19 protein-coding genes and 1 rRNA gene (1 of these 20 cut by a window edge) are annotated in these 22,007 nt (G+C 50.4%); 8 read left to right on the top strand and 12 right to left on the bottom strand.

The window, feature by feature from the left end; all coding sequences use genetic code 11:
* Positions 1-536 (bottom strand): 16S ribosomal RNA (locus ACO6UX_RS02460) (it extends 1,007 nt beyond the left edge of the window).
* A gap of 1,230 nt (positions 537-1,766) precedes the next feature.
* Between ACO6UX_RS02460 and ACO6UX_RS02455 the strand changes: the two genes are divergently transcribed.
* Positions 1,767-2,636 carry a hypothetical protein gene (locus tag ACO6UX_RS02455; RefSeq protein ID WP_422444534.1) on the top strand — a complete coding sequence of 290 codons (870 nt, stop codon included), beginning with the start codon at positions 1,767-1,769 and terminating at the stop codon, positions 2,634-2,636.
* 139 nt (positions 2,637-2,775) lie between these two features.
* On the opposite strand, the gene ACO6UX_RS02450 is transcribed toward ACO6UX_RS02455, so the two are convergent.
* The 11 genes from ACO6UX_RS02450 to ACO6UX_RS02400 form a co-directional block, all read right to left on the bottom strand.
* Positions 2,776-4,551 (bottom strand): ankyrin repeat domain-containing protein, encoded by a 1,776-nt coding sequence (locus ACO6UX_RS02450; protein WP_422444532.1) that lies wholly within the window; start codon positions 4,549-4,551, stop codon positions 2,776-2,778.
* Positions 4,552-4,730: 179 nt separating this feature from the next.
* Positions 4,731-5,621 (bottom strand): ParB/RepB/Spo0J family partition protein, encoded by an 891-nt coding sequence (locus ACO6UX_RS02445; RefSeq protein WP_101747000.1) that lies wholly within the window; start codon positions 5,619-5,621, stop codon positions 4,731-4,733.
* 3 nt (positions 5,622-5,624) lie between these two features.
* Positions 5,625-6,434: a ParA family protein gene (locus tag ACO6UX_RS02440; protein WP_422444529.1), complete on the bottom strand. Its 810-nt coding sequence runs from the start codon at positions 6,432-6,434 to the stop codon at positions 5,625-5,627.
* Between the two features lie 16 nt (positions 6,435-6,450).
* On the bottom strand, positions 6,451-7,125 hold the full coding sequence (rsmG, locus tag ACO6UX_RS02435; RefSeq protein ID WP_422444527.1) for a 16S rRNA (guanine(527)-N(7))-methyltransferase RsmG: 675 nt from the start codon (positions 7,123-7,125) through the stop codon (positions 6,451-6,453).
* A 126-nt stretch (positions 7,126-7,251) separates the two neighbouring features.
* A complete protein-coding gene (locus ACO6UX_RS02430; protein ID WP_422444525.1) occupies positions 7,252-8,106 on the bottom strand; it encodes a hypothetical protein in 855 nt (284 codons plus the stop codon).
* A gap of 206 nt (positions 8,107-8,312) precedes the next feature.
* A complete protein-coding gene (locus ACO6UX_RS02425; RefSeq protein WP_422444523.1) occupies positions 8,313-9,005 on the bottom strand; it encodes a YiiX/YebB-like N1pC/P60 family cysteine hydrolase in 693 nt (230 codons plus the stop codon).
* 79 nt (positions 9,006-9,084) lie between these two features.
* On the bottom strand, positions 9,085-9,909 hold the full coding sequence (gene aroE / locus ACO6UX_RS02420) for a shikimate dehydrogenase (RefSeq protein ID WP_422444521.1): 825 nt from the start codon (positions 9,907-9,909) through the stop codon (positions 9,085-9,087).
* An 18-nt stretch (positions 9,910-9,927) separates the two neighbouring features.
* On the bottom strand, positions 9,928-10,851 hold the full coding sequence (gene hemF / locus ACO6UX_RS02415) for an oxygen-dependent coproporphyrinogen oxidase (RefSeq protein ID WP_422444519.1): 924 nt from the start codon (positions 10,849-10,851) through the stop codon (positions 9,928-9,930).
* A 29-nt stretch (positions 10,852-10,880) separates the two neighbouring features.
* Positions 10,881-11,435, bottom strand: coding sequence for an L-threonylcarbamoyladenylate synthase (locus ACO6UX_RS02410; protein ID WP_422444517.1), 555 nt, complete (start codon positions 11,433-11,435; stop codon positions 10,881-10,883).
* A 215-nt stretch (positions 11,436-11,650) separates the two neighbouring features.
* Positions 11,651-12,784 (bottom strand): DNA-processing protein DprA, encoded by a 1,134-nt coding sequence (gene dprA, locus ACO6UX_RS02405; RefSeq protein WP_422444515.1) that lies wholly within the window; start codon positions 12,782-12,784, stop codon positions 11,651-11,653.
* A 121-nt stretch (positions 12,785-12,905) separates the two neighbouring features.
* On the bottom strand, positions 12,906-13,907 hold the full coding sequence (locus tag ACO6UX_RS02400; protein WP_422444513.1) for a LysM peptidoglycan-binding domain-containing protein: 1,002 nt from the start codon (positions 13,905-13,907) through the stop codon (positions 12,906-12,908).
* 315 nt (positions 13,908-14,222) lie between these two features.
* On the opposite strand from ACO6UX_RS02400, the gene ACO6UX_RS02395 reads away from it, so the two are divergent.
* The 7 genes from ACO6UX_RS02395 to ACO6UX_RS02365 all read left to right on the top strand — a co-directional run bounded on the left by ACO6UX_RS02395 (position 14,223) and on the right by ACO6UX_RS02365 (position 21,991).
* Positions 14,223-16,064 (top strand): extracellular solute-binding protein, encoded by a 1,842-nt coding sequence (locus ACO6UX_RS02395; RefSeq protein ID WP_422444511.1) that lies wholly within the window; start codon positions 14,223-14,225, stop codon positions 16,062-16,064.
* An 83-nt stretch (positions 16,065-16,147) separates the two neighbouring features.
* Complete coding sequence (gene def / locus ACO6UX_RS02390; RefSeq protein WP_101746989.1) at positions 16,148-16,645, top strand: peptide deformylase; 498 nt, start codon at positions 16,148-16,150, stop codon at positions 16,643-16,645.
* Positions 16,645-17,589 (top strand): methionyl-tRNA formyltransferase, encoded by a 945-nt coding sequence (gene fmt, locus ACO6UX_RS02385; RefSeq protein WP_422444508.1) that lies wholly within the window; start codon positions 16,645-16,647, stop codon positions 17,587-17,589. Before def ends, fmt begins: the two co-directional genes overlap by 1 nt.
* 17 nt (positions 17,590-17,606) lie before the next feature.
* Entirely contained in the window at positions 17,607-18,926 is a 1,320-nt protein-coding gene (rsmB, locus tag ACO6UX_RS02380) for a 16S rRNA (cytosine(967)-C(5))-methyltransferase RsmB (RefSeq protein WP_422444506.1), read from the top strand.
* Positions 18,927-20,300 carry a Trk system potassium transporter TrkA gene (gene trkA, locus ACO6UX_RS02375; protein WP_422444504.1) on the top strand — a complete coding sequence of 458 codons (1,374 nt, stop codon included), beginning with the start codon at positions 18,927-18,929 and terminating at the stop codon, positions 20,298-20,300. It abuts the gene before it with no gap.
* A gap of 91 nt (positions 20,301-20,391) precedes the next feature.
* The gene (locus ACO6UX_RS02370) at positions 20,392-21,453 is read left to right on the top strand and encodes a hypothetical protein (RefSeq protein ID WP_422444502.1); all 1,062 of its coding nucleotides are present in this window, start codon (positions 20,392-20,394) and stop codon (positions 21,451-21,453) included.
* A gap of 130 nt (positions 21,454-21,583) precedes the next feature.
* Complete coding sequence (locus ACO6UX_RS02365; protein ID WP_422444500.1) at positions 21,584-21,991, top strand: hypothetical protein; 408 nt, start codon at positions 21,584-21,586, stop codon at positions 21,989-21,991.
* Positions 21,992-22,007: the final 16 nt, after the last annotated feature.

The raw sequence follows: 22,007 nt of genomic DNA, 5'->3' as shown, positions 1-22,007 counted from the left end.
GTATTACCGCGGCTGCTGGCACGGAGTTAGCCGGTGCTTCTTCTGTGGGTAACGTCACAGCTGAAGGGTATTAACCTTCAACCTTTCCTCCCCACTGAAAGTGCTTTACAACCCTAGGGCCTTCTTCACACACGCGGCATGGCTGCATCAGGCTTTCGCCCATTGTGCAATATTCCCCACTGCTGCCTCCCGTAGGAGTCTGGGCCGTGTCTCAGTCCCAGTGTGGCTGATCATCCTCTCAGACCAGCTACGGATCGTCGCCTTGGTAGGCCTTTACCCCACCAACAAGCTAATCCGACGCAGGCTCATCTGATAGCGAAAGGCTCCGAAGAGTCCCCTCCTTTCCCCCGTAGGGCGTATGCGGTATTAATCCGGATTTCTCCGGGCTATCCCCCACTACCAGGCAGATTCCTACGTGTTACGCACCCGTCCGCCGCTCGTCGGCAAAGAGCAAGCTCTTCCCGCTACCGCTCGACTTGCATGTGTTAGGCCTGCCGCCAGCGTTCAATCTGAGCCATGATCAAACTCTTCAGTTTAAATCGTTTTGTCATTTTATTCCGGAGAACAAAACAACGGCTCAATGTCACAATTAAACGTACATGAATTTACAGGTATGTTCGCTTGATCAATTAAGCATCTTAAAGTGTTCAAAGCCGAAGCTTTGTTACCGATGCAATCGCACAAGCGCCCACACGAATTGTCTGATATCTTGTTAAAGAACTGATTAAATCGTGGTGATTTAATCGCTGATTCAGCAGTCAGTGCCGATCAGCAAGGCCGCCTATCTTACCGTGGCGACTTTCGTTGTCAAGCGATCATTTTTCAGAAGAAGAAAGAAGCTTTCCAACTCGCTAACGTTGCTCTCAAGCCCTGTCAGCGGAGGCGCATCTTACCGCACCAGTTTGATTTGTCAACCGATTGTTTTTCATTCAATCCAAACAACCCATTTTCAAACCGCACTTCCCGGTCAGCGATGATGATTCATTCTGCTGATCCGTGGATGACCGTTTGGGTCAGTCCGTGGAAGAGAGGTGCATGATAGAGAAATTTTGACTTTAATCAATAAGCGACAGTCGTTTTACGTACAATCACCTAGAACAACCGATTTGATAAAATATTAGGTAGTATTTATGAGCCAGTCTATGAACACACCGCCCGTTTGATTGGCTGCGCCGGACTCAGGAATTTTTCACGACAAAAACATTACTGCCTGAAACTTTTCATCCTGTTTCATGATCCAAGGGGCTTGAACGTGATAACAGGAAATTCAAATGCAAGCCGCCCAGCCATTTCCGTCATTTACTGCGATGCTTTCTGGTAGAGCCCTCCCTGACAATCCAGCGACAAATAATTCCTCTGGGCTTCCTCCAGATCTCATCAACACTTTTTTCCACCGTGGTGTCAGGATGATCACTGAGCTGCCCCCATCGTACCTAAATGTAGAACGTTGTAGCAGGGATCACATCCTCGGAGACATAGTCCAATGCTATCAAGGGCATTTGCTGTGTCGTCATTGCGTACACCATGAGCAGTATAAACAACCAAACTTCCCCCCGGGTGATTTATCTGACTACCGTTGCCCTATAGATAAAGACTCCCTTTTTCCGGACACCAATTCAACCCGGGAAATAAAATTTGTTTATCAAAGTCAATGCCCTTCAAACACCACCTATGGAAACACTGGTTGTACATGGCGCGGGTCTTATAACGATATCAAGGGTCATCTCGACAAATGTAAAAATATTCCCCTGAAAGACAGGATAAGAATGCTTCAACACGATCGTTCAGAGGATGCCCGAAGGATAGATCAGCTTGTTGATGAGATAAAAAAGCTGGAATGGCTACTCACAAAGCCACAACCATCTATCCAAAACAGGATGGCATCACTGGATAAAGATATGGAATTAATGAAACAGCAAATGCAACAAATTACCCGGGAATTTAACGCAAAACTTCAGGCGCTGAGAACGTCTCCCAGTACCTCGTTACCGCCTGACTTTAAGCAACTCTACAATAATATAGAATCTCAGACTGAAGAAAATCGTCTCGCTATTGCTGATATCAAAAACGACATTACCAATGCACTTCAATTGATGAGTCAACTCAGGGATGTTGATCCCGCTACTTTGCCTCAGGTGGCTGGAACCCTTAAAGTCAATGCCTTACAGGACAAAACAGCATCCTGGAACGGTACCCTGGTATGGAAGATTGATGGATTTGCAGCCAAACGGATGGAGGCTATCAATCGCAACCGGGAGTCCATCTATTCACAGCCATTCTGTACCAGCGAATTCGGGTATAAAATGCGAGCAAGGGTCTACCTGAATGGTGAGGGATCAGGAAAAGGCACTCATATCAGCTTGTTTCTGGCTTTAATGAAAGGTGACTATGATGCTATTCAGCGTTGGCCGTTTCAACACAAAATTACTTTTATGATCCTCGATCAGTATGGTGTAGATGACAAGTTTGACGCTTTCTCCCCCGACCCGAATTCCTCATCTTTTCAACGACCAATAAAGCCAAGTAACATTCCCTGTGGCAACCCTCAGCTCCTGGCACTCTCCAGGCTGGAACATGGATACGTTAAAGATGACACCATGTTTATAAAGATTGTTGTAGATACCAGTCAGAATTGACACTCTGACGATTAATGAAGGATTGAATGAACAGTCAGAGAGATATTAGAAAGCTCCCATTGTTGCTCAGAAGGGTTCTGTAACACTCGTTGCCATTATGCAATCAGGAACACCACCAGAGGTTCATAATGCGTATTTATCATCCGGGCTCATCCACTGAACCCGTTTCACCAAGTAATCTCTTAAGCAGCTGTTCATTTTCAACCGATAACTCGCAAGCCAGCTCCTGTTGATGTTTGCAGATCGTTTTATGAAGTTCTTTGTGTGACAGCAGCAGTTGCCGCAATGATCTAAGCCGATGTTCTAAAAGCCAGTCGTACAATCGAATATCTGAATAGTTAATTGAGAGATTGTCTTGAGAATCTTCATCTTCATCCTCATCACTGTCTTCAATATCAGAGTCTATCCCCTCGTCACTATCAGTTCTTGCAAAACGACGTCTGTCAGGCTCCAACCTTACCCTGATAAAATCACTGGTTGGTGCGAAGAACATAGTTTCCATACGTTTCATGAAAGCATCGGTGCACGATTGCATAACACGCTCACAGGGCAGGTAGATGAAAGGCCGAAGACTCATCCCTGCGGGGTGCTCAGCCCTGGCTTGTGCCAGCAAGTCGCCAAGCTTCACTCTATTGTGTTCACTCAAATAGCTGGCAATCATTTCGACCGTATCATCAATAAGATAGAAAACATCCGGATAGCCTTTTAGCAGTCTACCGATATCCTCTGCCCGGGTTTCCACCAATGTGTCCGAAATAACGCCTTTCAGAGCGTCAATGTTTTCTGGAAAATGGTATTTGTAGGCAACTTTCAGGACGTAACTGCACAATTCCAGCTTCAGGCTAAACCCGCTATCTTCTTCATCTTCTTCTTCGCTATCTTCATATTCTTCGAAGGTACTGAAACACACCCCAAGCAATGACTGGCCGTCACCATCAACACCATTCAGGGCCAACCCTTCTTTTATCCAGTAGAGAAGTACTTCGATATCACGACGGAAGGATTTGATAGTCATTTTACGGACAAAAAGCGATGCTTCACTGGTAAATTTACTGATATCTAATCCATGAATGGCAAGCAACCCCAGTTTTTCGCTATCAAGCCTGCGATCTTTGATCATTGTCGTCATCGGAATGTATTGGGCACAATTGTCGACGTCACCGGTACTGGCTCCTGCCCGCAATAAAAGCACGGCCATAGCATTCCAGGAAGTTGAGCTCAACGCATCAGACAGGGCTGTTTCGTCGTTGTTGTTCAATGCATCAAGGATTTCGGGATTTTCCCTGACTTTCTTCAGCAATATGGCCATAAGCTCCCGGGTAGCACCAGAGGAGCAGGCAGTGTGTAATGGCGTATTGCCCAATCGATCCGTCGTCAGCGAAGCCCCATGACTCAAAAGCCAGGTAACTACGGTATCTGGATGAACCGGGTACCGAGGCCGATTCAGACTATTCCTCCGAAGGATACAGCTCGCTTTACAAAACTGGTGCACCAGGGTTTCCCCTGCAAAGTCAATGGGCTGATTGATATCAACCCCATCCTGACTCAAATACCATTGCAGTTTCTTCAGAATATTTGGGTCATGCACGGACAGTGGCGAATACCAGTACACCGTATCATGGGGCCCATATACAGATGTTTGGCATATATCGCGGACTTGTTTGGCGTAAATATCAATGACCCTGTTCTGTAACAGCGTATCTAATTCCTGAATGTCGGCATTGTCGCGAAACAGCATATCGCACTGGCATAGTGGGGAGCGGATCAATTGTGTTGTGGGGTTTTGGCACACGACCGACTGACCATTGAATTCCCCTGCATTGCCAGACTGCATTGACAGGTGGTCGCAAACCACAACGGGAAAGGGAAGAACCGATTTGAAGGGCGTAAGATCCTCAGGAGAGACGGTATTCATAATAAATCTTCCAAAGTGCGTTTTTTGTGAATTTCAATCAACAGTAATCCATTTGAAAAAGCGCAGGTCGATCATTGAAGATAACCAGATAGCCAGTCTGGTATAAGCTGGGAGATAATCAAGTATTATGCTTGGGATGCGCCCCGGGAAAGAGCGCAGAGGAGATAAAAAAGCGGTATTTACTGGATATGGGCCAACACGCCATCCAGCTCATCCAGTGAATTGTAGGAAATGACCAGCTTGCCTTTTCCTTTGGCACTGCACTGAATGGCGACCCTGGCCCCTACCTTTTCAGACAGCTCATCTTCAAGCTGCTTTATATTAGGGTCAAGCCGCTTAACGGTTTTTCCGCCTTTTTCCTTTTCCTGCTGGATTCGGCGAACCAGTGCTTCCGTCTGACGCACAGACAATCCTTTTGCGGTAACAGTTCGGGCTACTTCTAACTGATCCAGTTCGCCCAGGGAAAGCAACGCTCTGGCATGGCCCATTTCCAGGTCGCCATATTCCAGCATTTTCTTTACTTCAGGGTTCAGGGCCATCAGTCGCAAGATATTAGCAACGGCAGCCCTGGACTTACCGACGGCCTGGGCCACTTCCTGCTGGGTCAGTTCGAACTCTTTTTGCAGTCTGGAAAGTGCAATCGCTTCTTCAATTGGGTTCAGGTCTTCCCGCTGGATGTTTTCGATCAGTGCCATGGCAATGGCAGCTTCATCGGGAACATCACGAATCAGGGCAGGAACGTCCGCAAGGCCTGCCAGCTGTGCTGCACGCCAGCGACGCTCACCGGCAATGATTTCATAGCGATTCTGCCCGGCCGGACGAACCACGATAGGCTGCATGATGCCCTGTTCTTTAATACTTTCAGCCAGCTCTTCCAGGGCATCAGGGTGCATGTCTCGGCGGGGCTGGTACTTGCCACGCACCAGAAACTCAACGGGCAGGTCTTTCATTGTCCCATCCAGTGACTCTTTGACCGGTGATGGCCCGGCAAGATCATTGGACAGGGATGCCGGTAGCCTGGCGCTTCCCAGCAGTGCATTCAAGTTAGTACCGAGACGTTGTTTCGCCATGGGTCAGTGAGTTCCTGTTTTCCTTGTCGACTTGCCGTTAAGCCCCTTGATGTCATGCTTGCGTACCAGCTCGCCGGCCAGGGCCAGATAAGCCACCGCACCACGGGAGTTCCGGTCATAGGCCAGTACCGGCTTACCATGACTCGGTGCCTCGGCAAGTCGAACATTACGGGGAATCACGGTTCGATAGACCTGATCACCAAAATGGTTGATGAGCTGTCTCGATACTTCTGTGGTCAGCGTCATCCTCGGGTCATACATGGTGCGCAGCAAACCTTCGATGTGCAAGTCGGGATTGATGGTTTCCCTCAGGCCCGCAATGGTTTCCATCAGGGCAGTCAGACCTTCCAGTGCATAGTATTCGCACTGCATCGGAATAATCACCCCACGGGCAGCCACCATGGCATTGATGGTCAGCATGTTCAGAGAGGGAGGGCAGTCGATCATGATAAAGTCGTACTGATCTTCAACCCTGGCAAGCGCCTCATGGAGTCTGGATTCCTTGCGGTCCATCTCCATCAACTCAACCTCTGCTGCCGTCAGGTCGGCGTTTGCCCCCAGAACATCATAACCGCCATCCCGGGATGGCAGGATTGCCTGTTCGATATCACAGCGCCCGGTCAGTACATGGTAAACGGACCATTGCTGAGCATGTTTGTCGATTCCGCTGCCCATGGTGGCATTCCCCTGGGGGTCAACATCAATAAGCAGTACCCGCTGCTTACTGGCCGCCAGGGAAGCCGATAGGTTAACGCAGGAAGTGGTTTTGCCAACCCCCCCCTTCTGATTGGTTACCGCCAGAATTTTAGCCACAGCCGTTTAATACCATTCAATGCCTGTTACGCAAAATGACAAGATGACGATCGCCGTCTGTACCCGGTACCTTTAAAGGCTCACAGCCAACCAGCTCAATTTCGTGACGATCCATCAATTCCTTCAATTCTTCTTCAGGATATAGCCCTTTCATGGCCAGATAAACACCTGAAGGCGATAATAAGTGTTTTGTACCATCTACCATATTAACCAATGAGCTGAATGCCCGTGAAGTAATGGCGTCAAAAGGCACATCCACCTGAAAAGACTCTACGCGGGAATTAGCAACTGCCAGGTTATTGAGCTGAAGGTCCAGTTTTGCCTGAAGCATGAAGCGGGTCTTCTTGCCATTGCTGTCCAGTGTCGTGAATTGTTTATCGGGGTACATAATCGCCAGCACCACGCCAGGCAGCCCGGGGCCTGAGCCTACATCCAGAATCGCCTCACCGGAAATATGGGGAACAATACTCAGACTATCCACAATATGCCTGAAGACCATCTCTCTGGGATCACGAATGGCGGTAAGATTGTAGGCTTTATTCCACTTGTTCAGCAGCAGAACATAGCGGGTCAGCAAATCCGCCTGAACCGGGGACAAATCAAGATTGAGTGATTTGGCACCCCGGCCAATGTCGTTCTGTAAGGTCTGAGCCAGGGAGTGGTCGGTTAATGATGATTGGGAAGCGTTCATGGATTCCTTCAGCCAGCGGGTGGTAAGCCTTGCAGTAACGATAAGCTATCTGGATGCCGTCTGGCTCTACTGATGAGAATAGATAACTGATCAGTCTATTTCATAACTTTGATAAAATCGACGCAATCATTCATTCATCGCCTGCAGGGATGCCTGTAAGCCGGCCAACTGTCCTTTTACTTTTTGATAGGCTTCATAGGTTTTGATGGTTTCTGCCAGCCTGGCATCTCTCTCAAGTGGCTCTTTGTCCGGATCATAAACAGCGGTTACATTTTTCGCTAACTCCAATGCCTTCATTGCTTCCACGCAAATACTGACGTTATTGGGTAATCTCGTTGCAGGTTGAGCCACAGGCTGCTGACCATTAGCATGTCTGCCATGATCCTTTGCCACCTGTGCATTAACAACCTCCGCCTGTACATTAACAATCTCCACCTGTTTTCCCAGTTGTGCCGCATAGTATCCAACAAGTGACCTTTTCAATGCACCGCAGCGCATGGCCGTGGCGTAGCAAACCACATCCTGGGCCTCTTTTGAATCGATATCCACCCGGGGGACACAGGTTGCCCATGTACGCTCCATTTTCGAACACTCAAGTCGTAATTCGAGAATAGCGTCGGTCAGCTGTGTTTTTTTCTTCCGTCGTGCAGCAAGCTCATCCGGCGGATTACATTCTGTTGAACTCTCAGGGGCCTCTGCCCCTGCTGGCTTTTCATTTTGCTCCTGAACACAAGCCTGAGGGGGAGAATCATCAGGCACGTCAGGCAAGGTAATGCTGAACTCCTCCAGTTTTTTGGGTGCAGCATTTTGGTGTCTGGCGGAAGGAATATAGGGGACAACATGTTGCGGCACGGCAGGAAGCATATCGATTATGTCATCATCATCTGGATCACGATTCATAACATCATGAGCCACAGCCATCAGATCCTGCATGACAGCCTCAAAGCCAGGAATAGCCAAAGCGGGAAATTCGGGTGCCATGGAACTACCTCATTCACAAACTGAAAATTATTTTCTCTCTGCGCGCAGACATTCACTTTTTAGAAAAGTTTCAACAGCAGTAATAAGGGGGATTGTGTGGTTGCCACAGATTACCCGCTGACTGATTAAATTAAGACAGGAGTCTATCAGGCAGGAAATAAAATAAGGTTAGATTAAAACTGGTGCCGATCTGATCAGAAAACGGTTCAGGCCAGAGTTGACCCAGGCTCCAGGCTGCATAAATCCTGACAACTTTTTGCTGGAAGTGATCCAAGACTATTAATGGACATTAGCTTGTCGGAGCAGGAGAGCAGCGCCGGATGTGAGCCGGGAAGCCCTTCCGGGATCTTCTGGCCAATGGCTTGATAATGGTCAATCCAGAACGGCATCAGCTCTCCGGTTGCCATATCCCGGAAACTCATGGGTGTTTCTTCAAACAGGAAAATGCCTTTATTGGCATGGCGAAACGCATGGACAATTAATTCACTGCAATACCAGCTTTTCTGGTGCTCTTCCTGATTCTGACGGTAGTGTGGATCATAGGGTACCGAAAGCTGCTGCTCTGCAAACGCCAGGGCATCCGGTACCAGTGCCGAGAAACTCGATGCCAGCCGACAGACTAGGACACACGGTCGGCCATGGTTGTCTAAAACTGAGCTGCTGACAAAGTCATCCAAAGCGGTTTTCTGCACCCGGGGCATTACAGCTTCTATAACCATACCATCACCGTCGTAGAGTGCGACATGATTAATGGCTGCACCATCCCGACCCGCAAAGAGTCGGCTGATAACCCATTCGGCTTCACCACCTGAGCGCAGTTGAAAAAGCAGGTCACCCGGCAAGAGGTCTTTGGCGATCACATTGGCTGGCATCACTGTGACTGGTAGCGCTTTATCCATAACGTATCCAATACCTGAAAATCATCCCATATAGCAGAACAGGCAATATAAAGAATCATGTTCAGGAGTATAGAACCTGTCAGGCCATTTCATTCCGCAACAGGTCAAGTACCTGACGGGTATCAGGACGGACACCACGCCAAATGGCAAACTGCTCGGCCGCCTGTTCAACCAGCATACCAAGCCCGTCAATGGTTTTACCTGCCCCCTGCTCACGACACCAGCGATTGAAAACGGTTTCGTCGGCACCGTACATCATGTCATAACAGCAGGTGTTCTGATCAATAATATGGCCGGGTATGGGCGGTATCTCTCCCTGCAGGCTGGCAGCGGTGCCATTGATCACCAGGTCAAAACGGCCCTCTATATCGTCGAATCCACAGGCAGAAATGGCTTTATCCGTAAAGAGTTCAACCAGCGTATCAGCCTTGCTACGGGTTCGATTGGCAATCACAACCTCAACAGGTTGCTCGGCCAGCAGGGGCTCAAGCCCCCCTCTCACGGCACCACCGGCCCCCAGAATAAGTACCCGAGCGCCTTTAATGGTTACACCGTTATTTGCCTGGAGATCTGCCACCAGGCCAAGCCCATCGGTGTTGTCCCCATGCAGCTGGCCATGTTCCTGCCACAAGGTGTTTACCGCCCCAGCTTTTTCTGCTCGTGACGTTTTCTTCTGCGCTAACTGCCACGCCTCTTCCTTAAAGGGTAAGGTGATACTTAACCCCAGATCACCGTTTTCAAAGAATTCATCAATCGCTTTTTTAAAGCCGCCAACGTCAACCAACAGGGCGGTGTAACGCAGACTTTGGTCAGTCTGATCAGCAAACAGTGTGTGAATGACCGGTGATTTGCTGTGGGCAATAGGGTTCCCCATTACTGCATACGTGTCTACTGGCCCAGCCATGATTCAGACCCTCTTGATTTATGCCCATTCTCTTGGTTTTAAAAATTCGTCATACAGTCGTGCCTCTTCACTGCCAGGCTCTGGACTCCAGTTGTAATCCCAGCGTACATGAGGCGGCAATGACATAAGGATAGACTCTGTACGCCCACCGGACTGCAGCCCAAACAAAGTACCCCTGTCGTATACCAGGTTGAATTCTACATAACGGCCACGGCGGTACTCCTGAAAACGCTTGTGCGGCTCAGAGTAAGGCAGGGATTTACGGCGCTGTACGATGGGCAGATAGGCATCAATAAAGCTGTCGCCAACCGACTGCATAAATTCAAAACTGCGCTCAAATGGCCACTCATTCAGGTCATCGTAGAACAGTCCGCCAATCCCCCGGGGTTCATTGCGGTGTTTAAGGAAGAAGTATTCATCACACCACTTTTTATAGCGGGGGTAGACATCATCACCAAAAGGATCACAGGCCTGTTTGGCCACCTGATGCCAGTGCTGACAATCTTCTTCAAAGCCGTAGTAAGGCGTCAGGTCATAGCCGCCACCAAACCACCAGATCGGCGCTTCTCCTTCTTTATGGGCGATCAGCATCCGGACATTGGCATGGGATGTTGGCACAAATGGGTTATCCGGATGGATCACCAGGGAAACCCCCATGGCCTGAAAACTTCTGCCAGCCATGTGGGGTCGATGGGCCGTGGCGCTGGCAGGGAGCTGATCCCCGGTTACATGGGAAAAATTCACACCGGCTTTTTCAAACACCGTGCCCCCTTCAAGCACTCTGGCTTTACCGCCACCATCCCCCTTGTTGCCGGAGCCAAGGTAGTCCCACTGGTCTTCCCTGAAGGAGCCTCTGGTTTCTTCTGCTTCAATCGCGGTGCAGATGCGATTCTGCAAATCCAGGAGGTATTGCTTTACGAGATCTACAGACGGTTCTGACATTCCGGGACAATTCCTGAGTTTTAGTAATATTAGCCAGCCCTTACCAGCTGCCCCGAACGCAGGTCCTGAATCTTTGAGGGTGTTTTCTGTTCTCCGGTTTCGCCGGGAACAATGCCATCCAGCAGTGAGCCAAACACTTCCTCTACACCTGAAAACGTTAACAGCGGGTCCTTACCGGCAAGGTTTGCTGACGTAGACACTATCGGGTGCCCTGTTGCTTCACACAGTGTTTTCACCAGTGGATGCGCAGTGATACGAACAGCAACCGTATCAAACTGCCCTCTGACCCAGTCGGGTGCCCAGCCAGCAGGGTCTGGAATAAGCCAGGTATAAGGACCTGGCCAGGTAGACTTCAGCCGGGCTCTTTCTTCACAAGAGAGGGGATTAAGTAGCGGGGCAAACTGATCCTCTGAAGCACCAATCAGAATGACCCCTTTTGCAACCGGCCGCTGTTTGATGTCAAGAATCCGATAAACAGCCTGCTGGTTCCAGGGGTCACATCCCAACCCCCATACGGCTTCTGTGGGGTAAGCGATGACACCGCCGTTTCTGATTATTCTGGCTGCCTGATCTACATCCATCATGAAACATCTCTCAGAGATAACTCTCAGCTAGTTAACGGCTGTCGGAGAACAGCGTCTACTGCTTCAGCATTCGCCAGATAGTCAGCCCGAAATCGTAACACACGGGCTCCTGATAGTTTCCGAAGCATCACCAGTAAGGTTCGCTAGTCTAGCAAGAGAAGTTCAGAAGCAACACCCGGAAATGTAAAGCACGATCCTTTCCGCTGATTCACAAATCAGCCAAGACGAATAAAACCACCGGATGTGGACTCTATTACGCCATCAAGCTCCATTTCGGTCAGCACTACAGAAAGCTCCGCAAAAGGAATCCCGGACAGTGTGCTGATTTGATCTGCACTGACAACGTCAAACCCCATCACCTCAATAACTTTAAGCCGCAGTGGGTCTGTCTCTTTGCGACTGGGAGTGGATGGAGAGAATTCATTCATAACACCATGGAGCTGTGGTGCGAGTTCAATTAACACGTCATCAGGACTTTCTACCAGCACCGCACCTTCTCGGATCAGCTTATGACACCCTCGACTTAACGGGTTCAGCACCGACCCCGGTATGGCAAAAACCTCACGCCCCTGCTCCGCAGCCAACCTTGCCGAGATTAACGAGCCGCTTTCCAGTGCGGCTTCAACCACCAGAACTCCCAGGGATAAACCGGACAGAATACGATTGCGACGGGGAAAGTTACCGGCAAAGGGTTTCGTTCCCAGTGGATATTCACTGACGATGGCCCCCTGACTGGCAATCAACTGATAAAGGTCCTCATGCCTTGCCGGATAAACCTGATCCACACCGGTACCCAACACGGCAACTGTCGCACCATAACAACCCAGTGCGCCCTGGTGGGCAGCTGCATCGATACCCAGTGCCATACCACTGGTAATCACCAGGCCACTTCTTGATAAGTGTTCACAAAATTCCCGGGCCACCCGGCGACCATTGGGTGTCGGCCTCCGGCTACCGACAACGCCCAGCTGTGGCTCACTGATTAGCTGACTGTTACCAATGACGTAGAGCACAACCGGTGCATCAGGCAGCTCTTTCAGCGCTTTGGGATAGAGATGGGAATCCGGTGTCACAATGGCATGGGCCTGACTGGCTTCCAGCCATGTCTGTGTCAGGTGCAACTGTTTCTGAATAGATGGGTCTCTGTGGGCATTGACCAGCAAACTGGCCAGTTTCTCCGGAATAATACCCTTCAGTTGGTTAAATGATGCGGAAAAAAGCTGGCTGGGATGTTGAAATTTGTCGATAAGCTGGCTGGATTTGATGGGTCCCAGCCCCGGAATCAGGGAAAGGGTTAGCCAAGGGAGCAGCTGTAACCAGTCCTTCTGGTCGGTATCAGTGTATATCATTGAATTCTCTTTCCGGGAGTTGTGTGGCTTATTCTGGTTATTAACAGCTCTGTCCGAATAAGCCACACATCCAATGAAGCACCCGGTAAACATTCGGGCTGTTGTTTGAATAAATGGTTACTTATGGTTGTGGGCTCCGGAGGATATAGCCAACTTCAATATCCTCTTTAGCTGATAGCACAATACCATAGCTCATTTTTTCAAAAGGTCGATAAACCATCACCAAACCGATTCTCTCGGATGGCAGAGTAACCTGTTCATTGGTAAATGGGTCCAGGGCTTCCTGTGTCTTTCGATAGACGGCCAGGACATCCCCCTGCCTGAGACGTTCCCGTTCTCCTTTGTTGATGACCACCGTATCAAACTTGGAAACCTTTTTGGTGTTGTTCAGGCTGGCGGTGACAATGCCTTCTAAAGGCGCAGTCGGCGCTCTTGGAAAAAACGTCGTGACCAGTCCGCTGGCATCCTGGCTGACCACCCGGTCACCGGGTTTCATCTCCATTCTGCTGTCCTGCACGACCATGGAGGCAACCCCTTCCCTGACACGACTCAAGTTGATGGTTCCCACATCAATACCAATAAGCCCCAGCAATTCATCGGTTTCCGGGTCAACAATCTGCTGACCACGGCGGACGACATCAAATCGCAGGTTGTGCCCGGCAAAATCCCCCCGTGCGTATATTTTATCCCCGGCCCCTGAAGCCAATTTGCCATCTTTCGCAGCAAATACATAAGGTGCGTTGTTCAGCTGCTCCTCGCTGGAAAAAACATGACCGCCCTTTAAATAACTTTGCACAGCACTCAAAGGAATCGCCGGGATTGCTGACTCTCCGGGCTTTACCCGAATTTTTGGTGTTAATTTAATCGTTCGACCTGGCTTCCCGCGACTGGAAATCATCAGCCTGGGCTGGCCATTGATATAAACCAGACTGACCACATCGCCAGGGTAAATCAGGTGGGGATTCGCTATCTGGGGGTTAGCGTGCCAGATTTCCGGCCATAACCAGGGGCTGTCCAGAAACGTAGTGGATATATCCCAGAGGGTATCGCCTTTCTCAACGGTGTACCTGCTGGGGGAGTCTGCCTTTACCGGGCTATCGAATGCCAGTCCCAGTGAAGACATGCAAAGCAGGATTCCTGCCAGAGCAAAGCGTCTCATTGTCGTCCCGATCCCTTGAATAGTTTTTAGTTTAAGTTAGGGCCTGTTGAGTGTATGTTGCCACACCAGATTTCTTCGTTTAATCAGTGTATCAACCGCTTCAGCCTGTGGGCAATCGGCTCTCTGTTAGTTCTCGGCTTTAGTACCTGATTCTCAAGATCAGGTCACATAAATAGCCCTGCATTCTCAGCGCTGGATCAGAAAGAATAAGGCTACTATTAATTGTTGTTGTAGTTTCCTGAGCCAGTATCCCGGTGTGGCTTGGATAAAGGAGCGACTTTGAAACAGAAAAGCCTGATGCTTCTGGCAGCGTTAGCCTCTGTTGTCAGTTTGCTGGTGATAGCAGAAACGCCCATCCTGCATAAGTCACACGGACTCTCACGATTTGACGATCTTAAATACCCGGAAGGCTTCAGGCACTTCGATTACGTCAATCCTCACGCCCCGAAAAAAGGCAAACTGAATATTGCCGCCATTGGTGTCTTTGATACGTTAAATCCATATTCCCAAACCGGAACCCACATCTCCCAAATCTCACCGCTGCGATTTTTTACCTTGGGCTTTCTGGGGTTGAACGAACCCCTGATGGTGGGTACGGGCGCTTACAGCCCGACCGGCGATGAAGCCCGCTCTGCTTATGGCCTGATTGCCCAATCAGTGGAGTACCCTGACAACAGCCAATGGATAACCTTTAACCTCCACCCCAACGCCCGCTTTCATGATGGCCATTCGATTACGGCAGAGGACGTTGCGTTCTCTTTTGAGTACCTGCGCGCCAAAGGCCCGGTCAAATATCAGATTCAGCTTAAGCCTATTGCGCGTGTTGAGGTTCTTGATCAACACCGGGTTCGCTTTCACTTCAAGAGGTCTGGCAACCGGGATCAACTGTTCTGTGCTGCCGAGCTGCCGGTTCTGCCTGCGCACTACTGGCAAGACGGGCTTAACGGAAAATCCAGACTGACGCCGCCACTGGGCAGCGGCCCCTACAAAATCACCCATGTGGAAGGAGGGTCATCGGTTACCTTTACCCGGGTTAAGGATTACTGGGGGAAGGATCTGCCGGTAAACCGGGGCAAATACAACTTCGATCAGATCACGCTCTATTTCTATCGGGATCTGACCACCGCCTTTGAAGCTTTTAAATCCGGGGCGCTTAGTCTCTATTTTGAACCCATGGCCAAAAACTGGACCAGGGCCTACAACTTTCCCGATATCATCTCTGGCAAAGTGATAAAGGCTGAAATTCCAACCAAAATGATTATTGGCAGCCCAATGGTTGTGTTCAACACCCGCCGGGCTCCCTTTAATGATATTCGGGTAAGAAAAGCGCTTGGCTATCTGCTGGATTTCGAGTGGAGCAACCGGACACTGTTTGAAAACGCCTATGTCCGGGCCAACAGTTACTTTCCAAACTCCATATACGCCGCTTCAGGTCTGCCCTCTGCCCATGAACAGACGCTGTTAGCCCCATTTCGCACGCAACTGCCCGATGCCCTGTTCCATCAGCCATTTTTATCCCCCAAAACCCGGGGCGATGGTTCGATCAGAGCCCAACAGCAACAGGCACTGGCTCTACTGAATGAAGCAGGGTGGCAGTTCAAGGGGGGCAAACTGGTCAACCAACAGCAAGAACCGCTGACGTTTGAGCTGATCACTTCCAGTCATCTGGCGGACAGGCTTGTTTTGCCATTTAAAAAGAACCTGGCCAGCATCGGTATTGAGCTGAAATACCGGGTCCTCGACATCAGCAACTATTTACAGCGAGTGAGAAAGCTGGATTTTGATACCATGGGTAATGCCTATTCCCTGGGACTCTCGCTGGGCAGTGAGCTATTCAGGTACTTTCACTCCAGTAATGCGGATATACCCGATACCCAGAATCTGGCCGGTATCAAAAACCCGGTGATTGATGCGCTGCTGGAGAAAATACCAGGAGCCGAGAGCCAGAAAGAGCTGGAAACCATTATTCACAGCCTTGACCGGGTGCTGCTCTGGAATCACTACGGCATTCCACTCTGGTACTTTGGCAAAGTCAGACTTGCTCTCCAGAGCAATATCAAGCGACCGGCAGTAACCACGGATTACCCCATGATCATCAATACCTGGTGGCAGGCGGAATAAGTCCGGCTAGGTACAGACTGAATTTGCAGATATACTGAAAGGTCAACAAACTTCATTATCGACTGCCTCACCTGAGATCACTGATGGCTCTACTGGAAATACTTGAATACCCTGACCAAAGACTTCGTACGGTTGCCAAACCTGTAGCGGAGGTCAATGACGACATTCGACGTATCGTTGATGACATGCTGGAGACCATGTACGACGCCAAGGGCGTGGGTCTGGCGGCAACCCAGGTGGATATTCATCAGCGCATCGTGGTTATGGATCTTTCTGAAGAAGGTAACGAGCCCCAGGTGCTTATCAACCCCGGCTATGAGCCCATCGGCGATGAAAAGTCCGACTTTCAGGAAGGCTGTCTGTCAGTCCCCGGATTTTATGAACTGCTGGACCGCTACGCTCAAGTGAGACTCACCGCTTTAGATCGCGATGGCAATGAGTACACACGGGATTATGACGGACTGGCGGCGGTCTGTGTCCAGCACGAGCTGGATCACCTGGAAGGAAAACTGTTTATCGACACGCTGTCCCGCCTGAAACAGGATCGTATCAGGAAAAAGCTTGGCAAAAGAAAACACTGATGAAAAGCCTTCGAATTATCTTTGCCGGAACCCCTGAGTTTGCCAGCGCACACCTTCAGGCCATTCTGGATAGCCAACACCAGGTGATCGCCGTCTATAGCCAGCCGGACAGACCTGCAGGGCGTGGTCAGAAACTCATGCCCTCACCGGTCAAATCCCTGGCTGTTGCCCACAATATTCCCGTTTTTCAGCCAAAGTCCCTGAGAAATGCAGACGCTCAGCAGGAACTTGCCGCTCTGGATGCTGATCTGATGGTGGTGGTTGCCTATGGGTTGATTCTGCCACAGGCGGTGCTCGACACTCCAAAGCTGGGCTGTATTAATGTGCATGGCTCCATTTTGCCAAGATGGCGCGGAGCAGCGCCGATTCAGCGGGCTATTGAAGCCGGTGACACTGAGTCCGGTGTCACCATTATGCAGATGGACGCCGGACTGGATACCGGCGACATGTTGCTGAAAGCTTTTTGCCCCATCCACCCAACCGATACCGCATCGGACCTTCATGACCGTCTGATTGAAGTGGGTCAGCCTGCTCTTGTTCAGTCGCTTGATGACATTACCGCTGGCCATATTCATCCGGAAAAACAGGATGACAACCTGGCAAACTACGCCCATAAGATGAGTAAAGAAGAAGCACGGCTGGACTGGCAAACATCCGCACAGGCCCTGGACCGGCAGATTCGGGCATTCAATCCCTGGCCTGTGGCGATCACCGCGTTGGATGACACGAACATCCGTGTCTGGGAAGCAATAGCCCTGGAAGAAGGTACAACCGAAGCGCCGGGAACCCTGATCAAGGCTGATAAAGATGGTCTGGATATTGCCTGCCATGAAGGCACCCTGCGCATTAAACGGCTGCAGTTGGCTGGAAGCCGTGCAATGACGGTGCAGGAGCTGCTGAACAGCAAAAAAGCGATGTTCAGCACCGGAAAACAATTCAGTTAGGCGCTTTTTTACCTGATATGGCTAAACAATCTTCTGTTCGACAGCTGGCAGCACGGGCGATCACCCGGGTAACTCTGGGCGAATCACTGAGCAGTGTATTGCCGCAGTTGCAGGAAAAACTGTCGAAAAAAGACCAGCCATTATTGGCTGAGCTTTCCTATGGCACACTCCGTTACTACCACCGGCTGGATGCCTGGCTTAAGTTTCTCACCGAGAAACCCCTGAAAGAAAAAGAGCAGGACATTCATAACCTGATTCTGGTTGGTCTGTATCAACTGTTCTTTACCCGCATTCCTCCCCATGCCGCCATTGGTGAGACGGTACAGGCAACCCGGACCATGGGTAAGGCCTGGGCCAGGGGCCTGGTCAATGGCATTCTCAGAAATGCCCAGCGCCGGGTTGAAGAGTTGCATGACCTGGAAGAGCGCAGCCCGGTGTGCGGCTGGTCACACCCGAAATGGCTGATCAATACCATTAAACGGGCCTGGCCAGAGGATTATCAAGCCATTCTTACGGGTAACAATCAGCCTCCTCCCATGACCCTCCGGGTTAATGAACAGAAGATCAAGCCCGCCAGATACCTGAAAAAGCTGCTGGATGACTGTATCGCGGCGAAACAGTCCAAAATTGCCCCGCAGGCCATCACCCTGGGCAGGCCCAGTGCCGTTGATAAACTGCCACTGTTCCATGAGGGGGCTGCCAGTGTTCAGGACGAATCAGCCCAGCTGGCAGCGACCTTGATATCGGCGAAACCCGGTGATCATATTCTCGATGCCTGCTGTGCGCCGGGGGGCAAGACCTGTCACTTGCTGGAACTGAACCCGGATATTACGGTGGATGCACTGGATGCCGACAGCGTCCGCCTGGAAAGAGTGGCTGAAAATCTGCAAAGACTGGGTTTGACGGCGAATGTTCTGTGCGGTGACGCGACGGATCCCGACAGCTGGTTCCCGGGCAAGGCATACGACCACATTCTTCTGGATGCCCCTTGCTCAGCAACCGGCGTTATTCGTCGCCACCCGGATATCAAACTGCTGAGAAAGGCAGAAGATATTGATGCACTGGCTCAGCTGCAACAGAAAATCCTCAAGGCTATCTGGCCCCTGTTGAAACCCGGCGGCACGTTAGTCTACGCCACCTGTTCCATCATGCCTCAGGAAAACCATCTGCAGATTGAGCAGTTCCTGTCAGAAACTCCGGATGCCAGATTGCAGTCCATTGACGGTCCATGGGGTCACGATACCGGGTTTGGCAAGCAGCTTTTTCCCGGCTCTGGCAGCTCTGTGAACAGCGGCGACGGATTTTTTTACAGCCTGATGGTAAAGATGGATTCCTAAATGAAAATTATCATTCTCGGTGCCGGTCAGGTGGGTGGCACACTGGCAGAAAACCTGGCCAGTGAGGAAAATGACATTACCGTGGTCGATACCGATACCACGCGACTTCGTGAGCTGCAGGATAAAATCGATATACGAACCATCCAGGGCAAGGCATCGTTTCCCGGGGTGCTGAAACAGGCCGGGGCCGATGAAGCCGATATGCTGGTGGCGGTCACCAACAGTGATGAAGTGAATATGGTGGCCTGCCAGATTGCCTACACACTGTTCCACACGCCGTCCAAAATTGCCCGTATCCGTCAGGCCGCTTACCTGAAAAATGAGAGCCTGTTTGCCAATGCCGCACTGCCGATTGATGTACTTATCAGCCCGGAGCAAGTGGTTACTAACTACATCAACCGACTGCTGGAGCGTCCCGGAGCCCTTCAGGTTCTCGATTTTGCCGAGGGTCGTGTCCAGCTGGTGGCCATGAAGGCTTATTATGGCGGCCCGCTGGTGGGTCACGAGCTTCGTTATATCCGTGAACACATGCCCAATGTGGATACCCGGGTTGCCGCCATTTTCCGCCGTGGCAATGCCATCATGCCCAAGGGGAACACCGTGATCGAGGTGGATGATGAAGTCTTCTTTATTGCTGCCCGTGAAGATATCCGGGCCGTGATGGGCGAGCTGCAGCGGCTGGATGATGACTACAAGCGCATCATTATTGCCGGTGGTGGCAATATCGGCCTGCGCCTGGCCCAGGCCGTGGAAGACCAATACAAGGTCAAGATCATTGAGCACAATATGGAACGTTGCCAGTTCCTGTCTGAAACGCTCACCAAAGCCATGGTTTTCTGCGGCAACGCCTCCGATAAAGAGCTGCTGATCAGTGAAAATATCGAAGATACCGATATCTTCTGTGCGCTGACCAATGACGATGAAGCCAATGTCATGTCCTCCATGCTGGCGAAACGCCTGGGGGCCCGTAAGGTCATGGCACTGATCAATAACCCCGCCTATGTGGACCTGGTACAGGGCGGTGAAATTGATATTGCGATTTCTCCACAACTGGCCACGATTGGCAGCCTGCTCAAGCACGTCAGACGCGGCGATATAGTAAACGTTCACTCACTGCGCAGAGGCGCTGCTGAAGCGATCGAGGCAATAGCCCATGGCGATGAACACAGTTCCAAAGTGGTGGGTAAAACCATTCAGGAAGTGGAGTTACCCCAGGGCGCGACCATTGGTGCGATTGTTCGTAATGATCAGGTGCTGATTGCTCACGATACCACCCGAATTGAGTCCGGCGATCATGTGATTCTCTTCCTGACCAATAAGCGCAAAATCCGTGAAGTTGAGCAACTCTTCCAGGTTGGTCTTGGGTTCTTTTAAACCATTGCTTTGTGGCGATCCATCACAGGAAACTATTCCTGACAACTGATGTCTGAGGAGCTAGATACCATAGCATCGATAGGTAACAACCTTGGACACAAGCAATCAACTGACCGCCAGCAGAACGGCCACGCCGCCTGATCCTGCCAGTATCGGAACTGACCAGCAAAGCACTGGCCTCAATAACAGAGGCTCCGCCGCTGGTCGGCCTGTAGAAACAGTAAGCCCACAAGCTTCCGTCAAAGCAGATACACCTGTTCAGGAAATTACCGTAACCACAACAGCACAAGATGTCACTCACGCCATCAACCCAGACCGGGCCTTACTTCACCGGCCAGCACAAGATGACATCATCGACCAAGAAACGGCCTACTGTTACGTGCTAGTGGCACACCGGAGGTATCAACAACAGGAAACAGGTCATAATGGCAGCTCAGCCCCCTCAGCAAACGGTGGAGAACCGCTGATGAGCAACCCTGCTTCCACCAATGATACTGAACAGCCCGAGCTTGAACTGTCTGACTTGCTGGAAACGTTGATGAGCAATATGGCTGCCATCAATGAAACTGAAAAGGCCAGGCGTGAATTGTATGACTTGTCGGTAAATTTCTATCGTGATCCTTCAGAAGCTAAATTTCGCCAGTTTGAAAAGCTTACAGACCTCCATTTTGATCATCTCGACACGGGTGAAGGATGCCTGAAGCATAAGCTTCCTTTTGTAATTGCCCTGATATCTGAAAAAAACAACTGGCCAATTCAATCAGCTAAATGTGGTGCGCTGGCCTCTGAGATTATCGAAGGCAGTTCTGAACTGGCCAAATGGATTAACAGTAACAGAGTGTGCCCCGAAAAGCTTGATTTTTGGTGGTCAGGTTTCTTTGCAACCGGAGAAGAGAAATATCTTGAGAAAATACTAAAGGTTATTGGACCAACAACAAGCCAGACAAAAAACGTAATCAAGGCAACGAAAGGGGCTGCAGAATGGTCTCTCAAAACATATTGTGAGGACCATCAGGCAGTACAGGATTTTGCTCGTCGAATGAGAGACGATAGCTCACTTTCAGACTATCAAAGAGAATATTTGCGCTTTATCACTGGAAGAGGATATTTGCAATCTATCACTGATTTACTACCCAGGTGTAATATCCTCTAGGAGGCTGACCGAGAATAGCGGGTCTTGGGTTCTTTTAAACCATTGCTTTGTGGTTATCCATCACAGGAAACTATTTCTGACAACTGATGTCCAAGGGAGCTAAATACGATAGCATCGATAGGAAACAACCTTGGACACAAGACTGACCGCCAGCAGAACGGCCACGCCGCCTGATCCTGCCAGTATCGGAACTGACCAGCAAAGCACCGACCTCATTAAAAGATGGTCCACTGCTGGCCGACCTGTAGCAATAGTGCGCCCACTCGTTTCTGTCAAAGCAGATACACCCGTTCATGCAATGACCGGAACCACAACAGCACTAGATGTCACCATCGACCACGAAACGGCCTACCGTTGGGTGCTAACGGCACTCCGGATGAGTGAACAACGGGCAACAGGTTATAATGGAAGCTCAGCCCCCTCAGCAAGCGGTGGAGAACCGCTGATGAGCAACCCGGCTGCCATCAATGATACCGAACGGTCTGACTTGTTGGTAACGTCGGTGATTGATTTACCCCCCAGGTGTAATATCCTTTAGTCCCCTTTTTTATCTG

Source organism: Endozoicomonas sp. ALB091 (assembly GCF_049310265.1).
Taxonomy (GTDB): Bacteria; Pseudomonadota; Gammaproteobacteria; order Pseudomonadales; family Endozoicomonadaceae; genus Endozoicomonas.
Note: the sequence above shows the minus strand (reverse complement) of the source record. Positions and strands in the feature narration are given on the sequence as shown.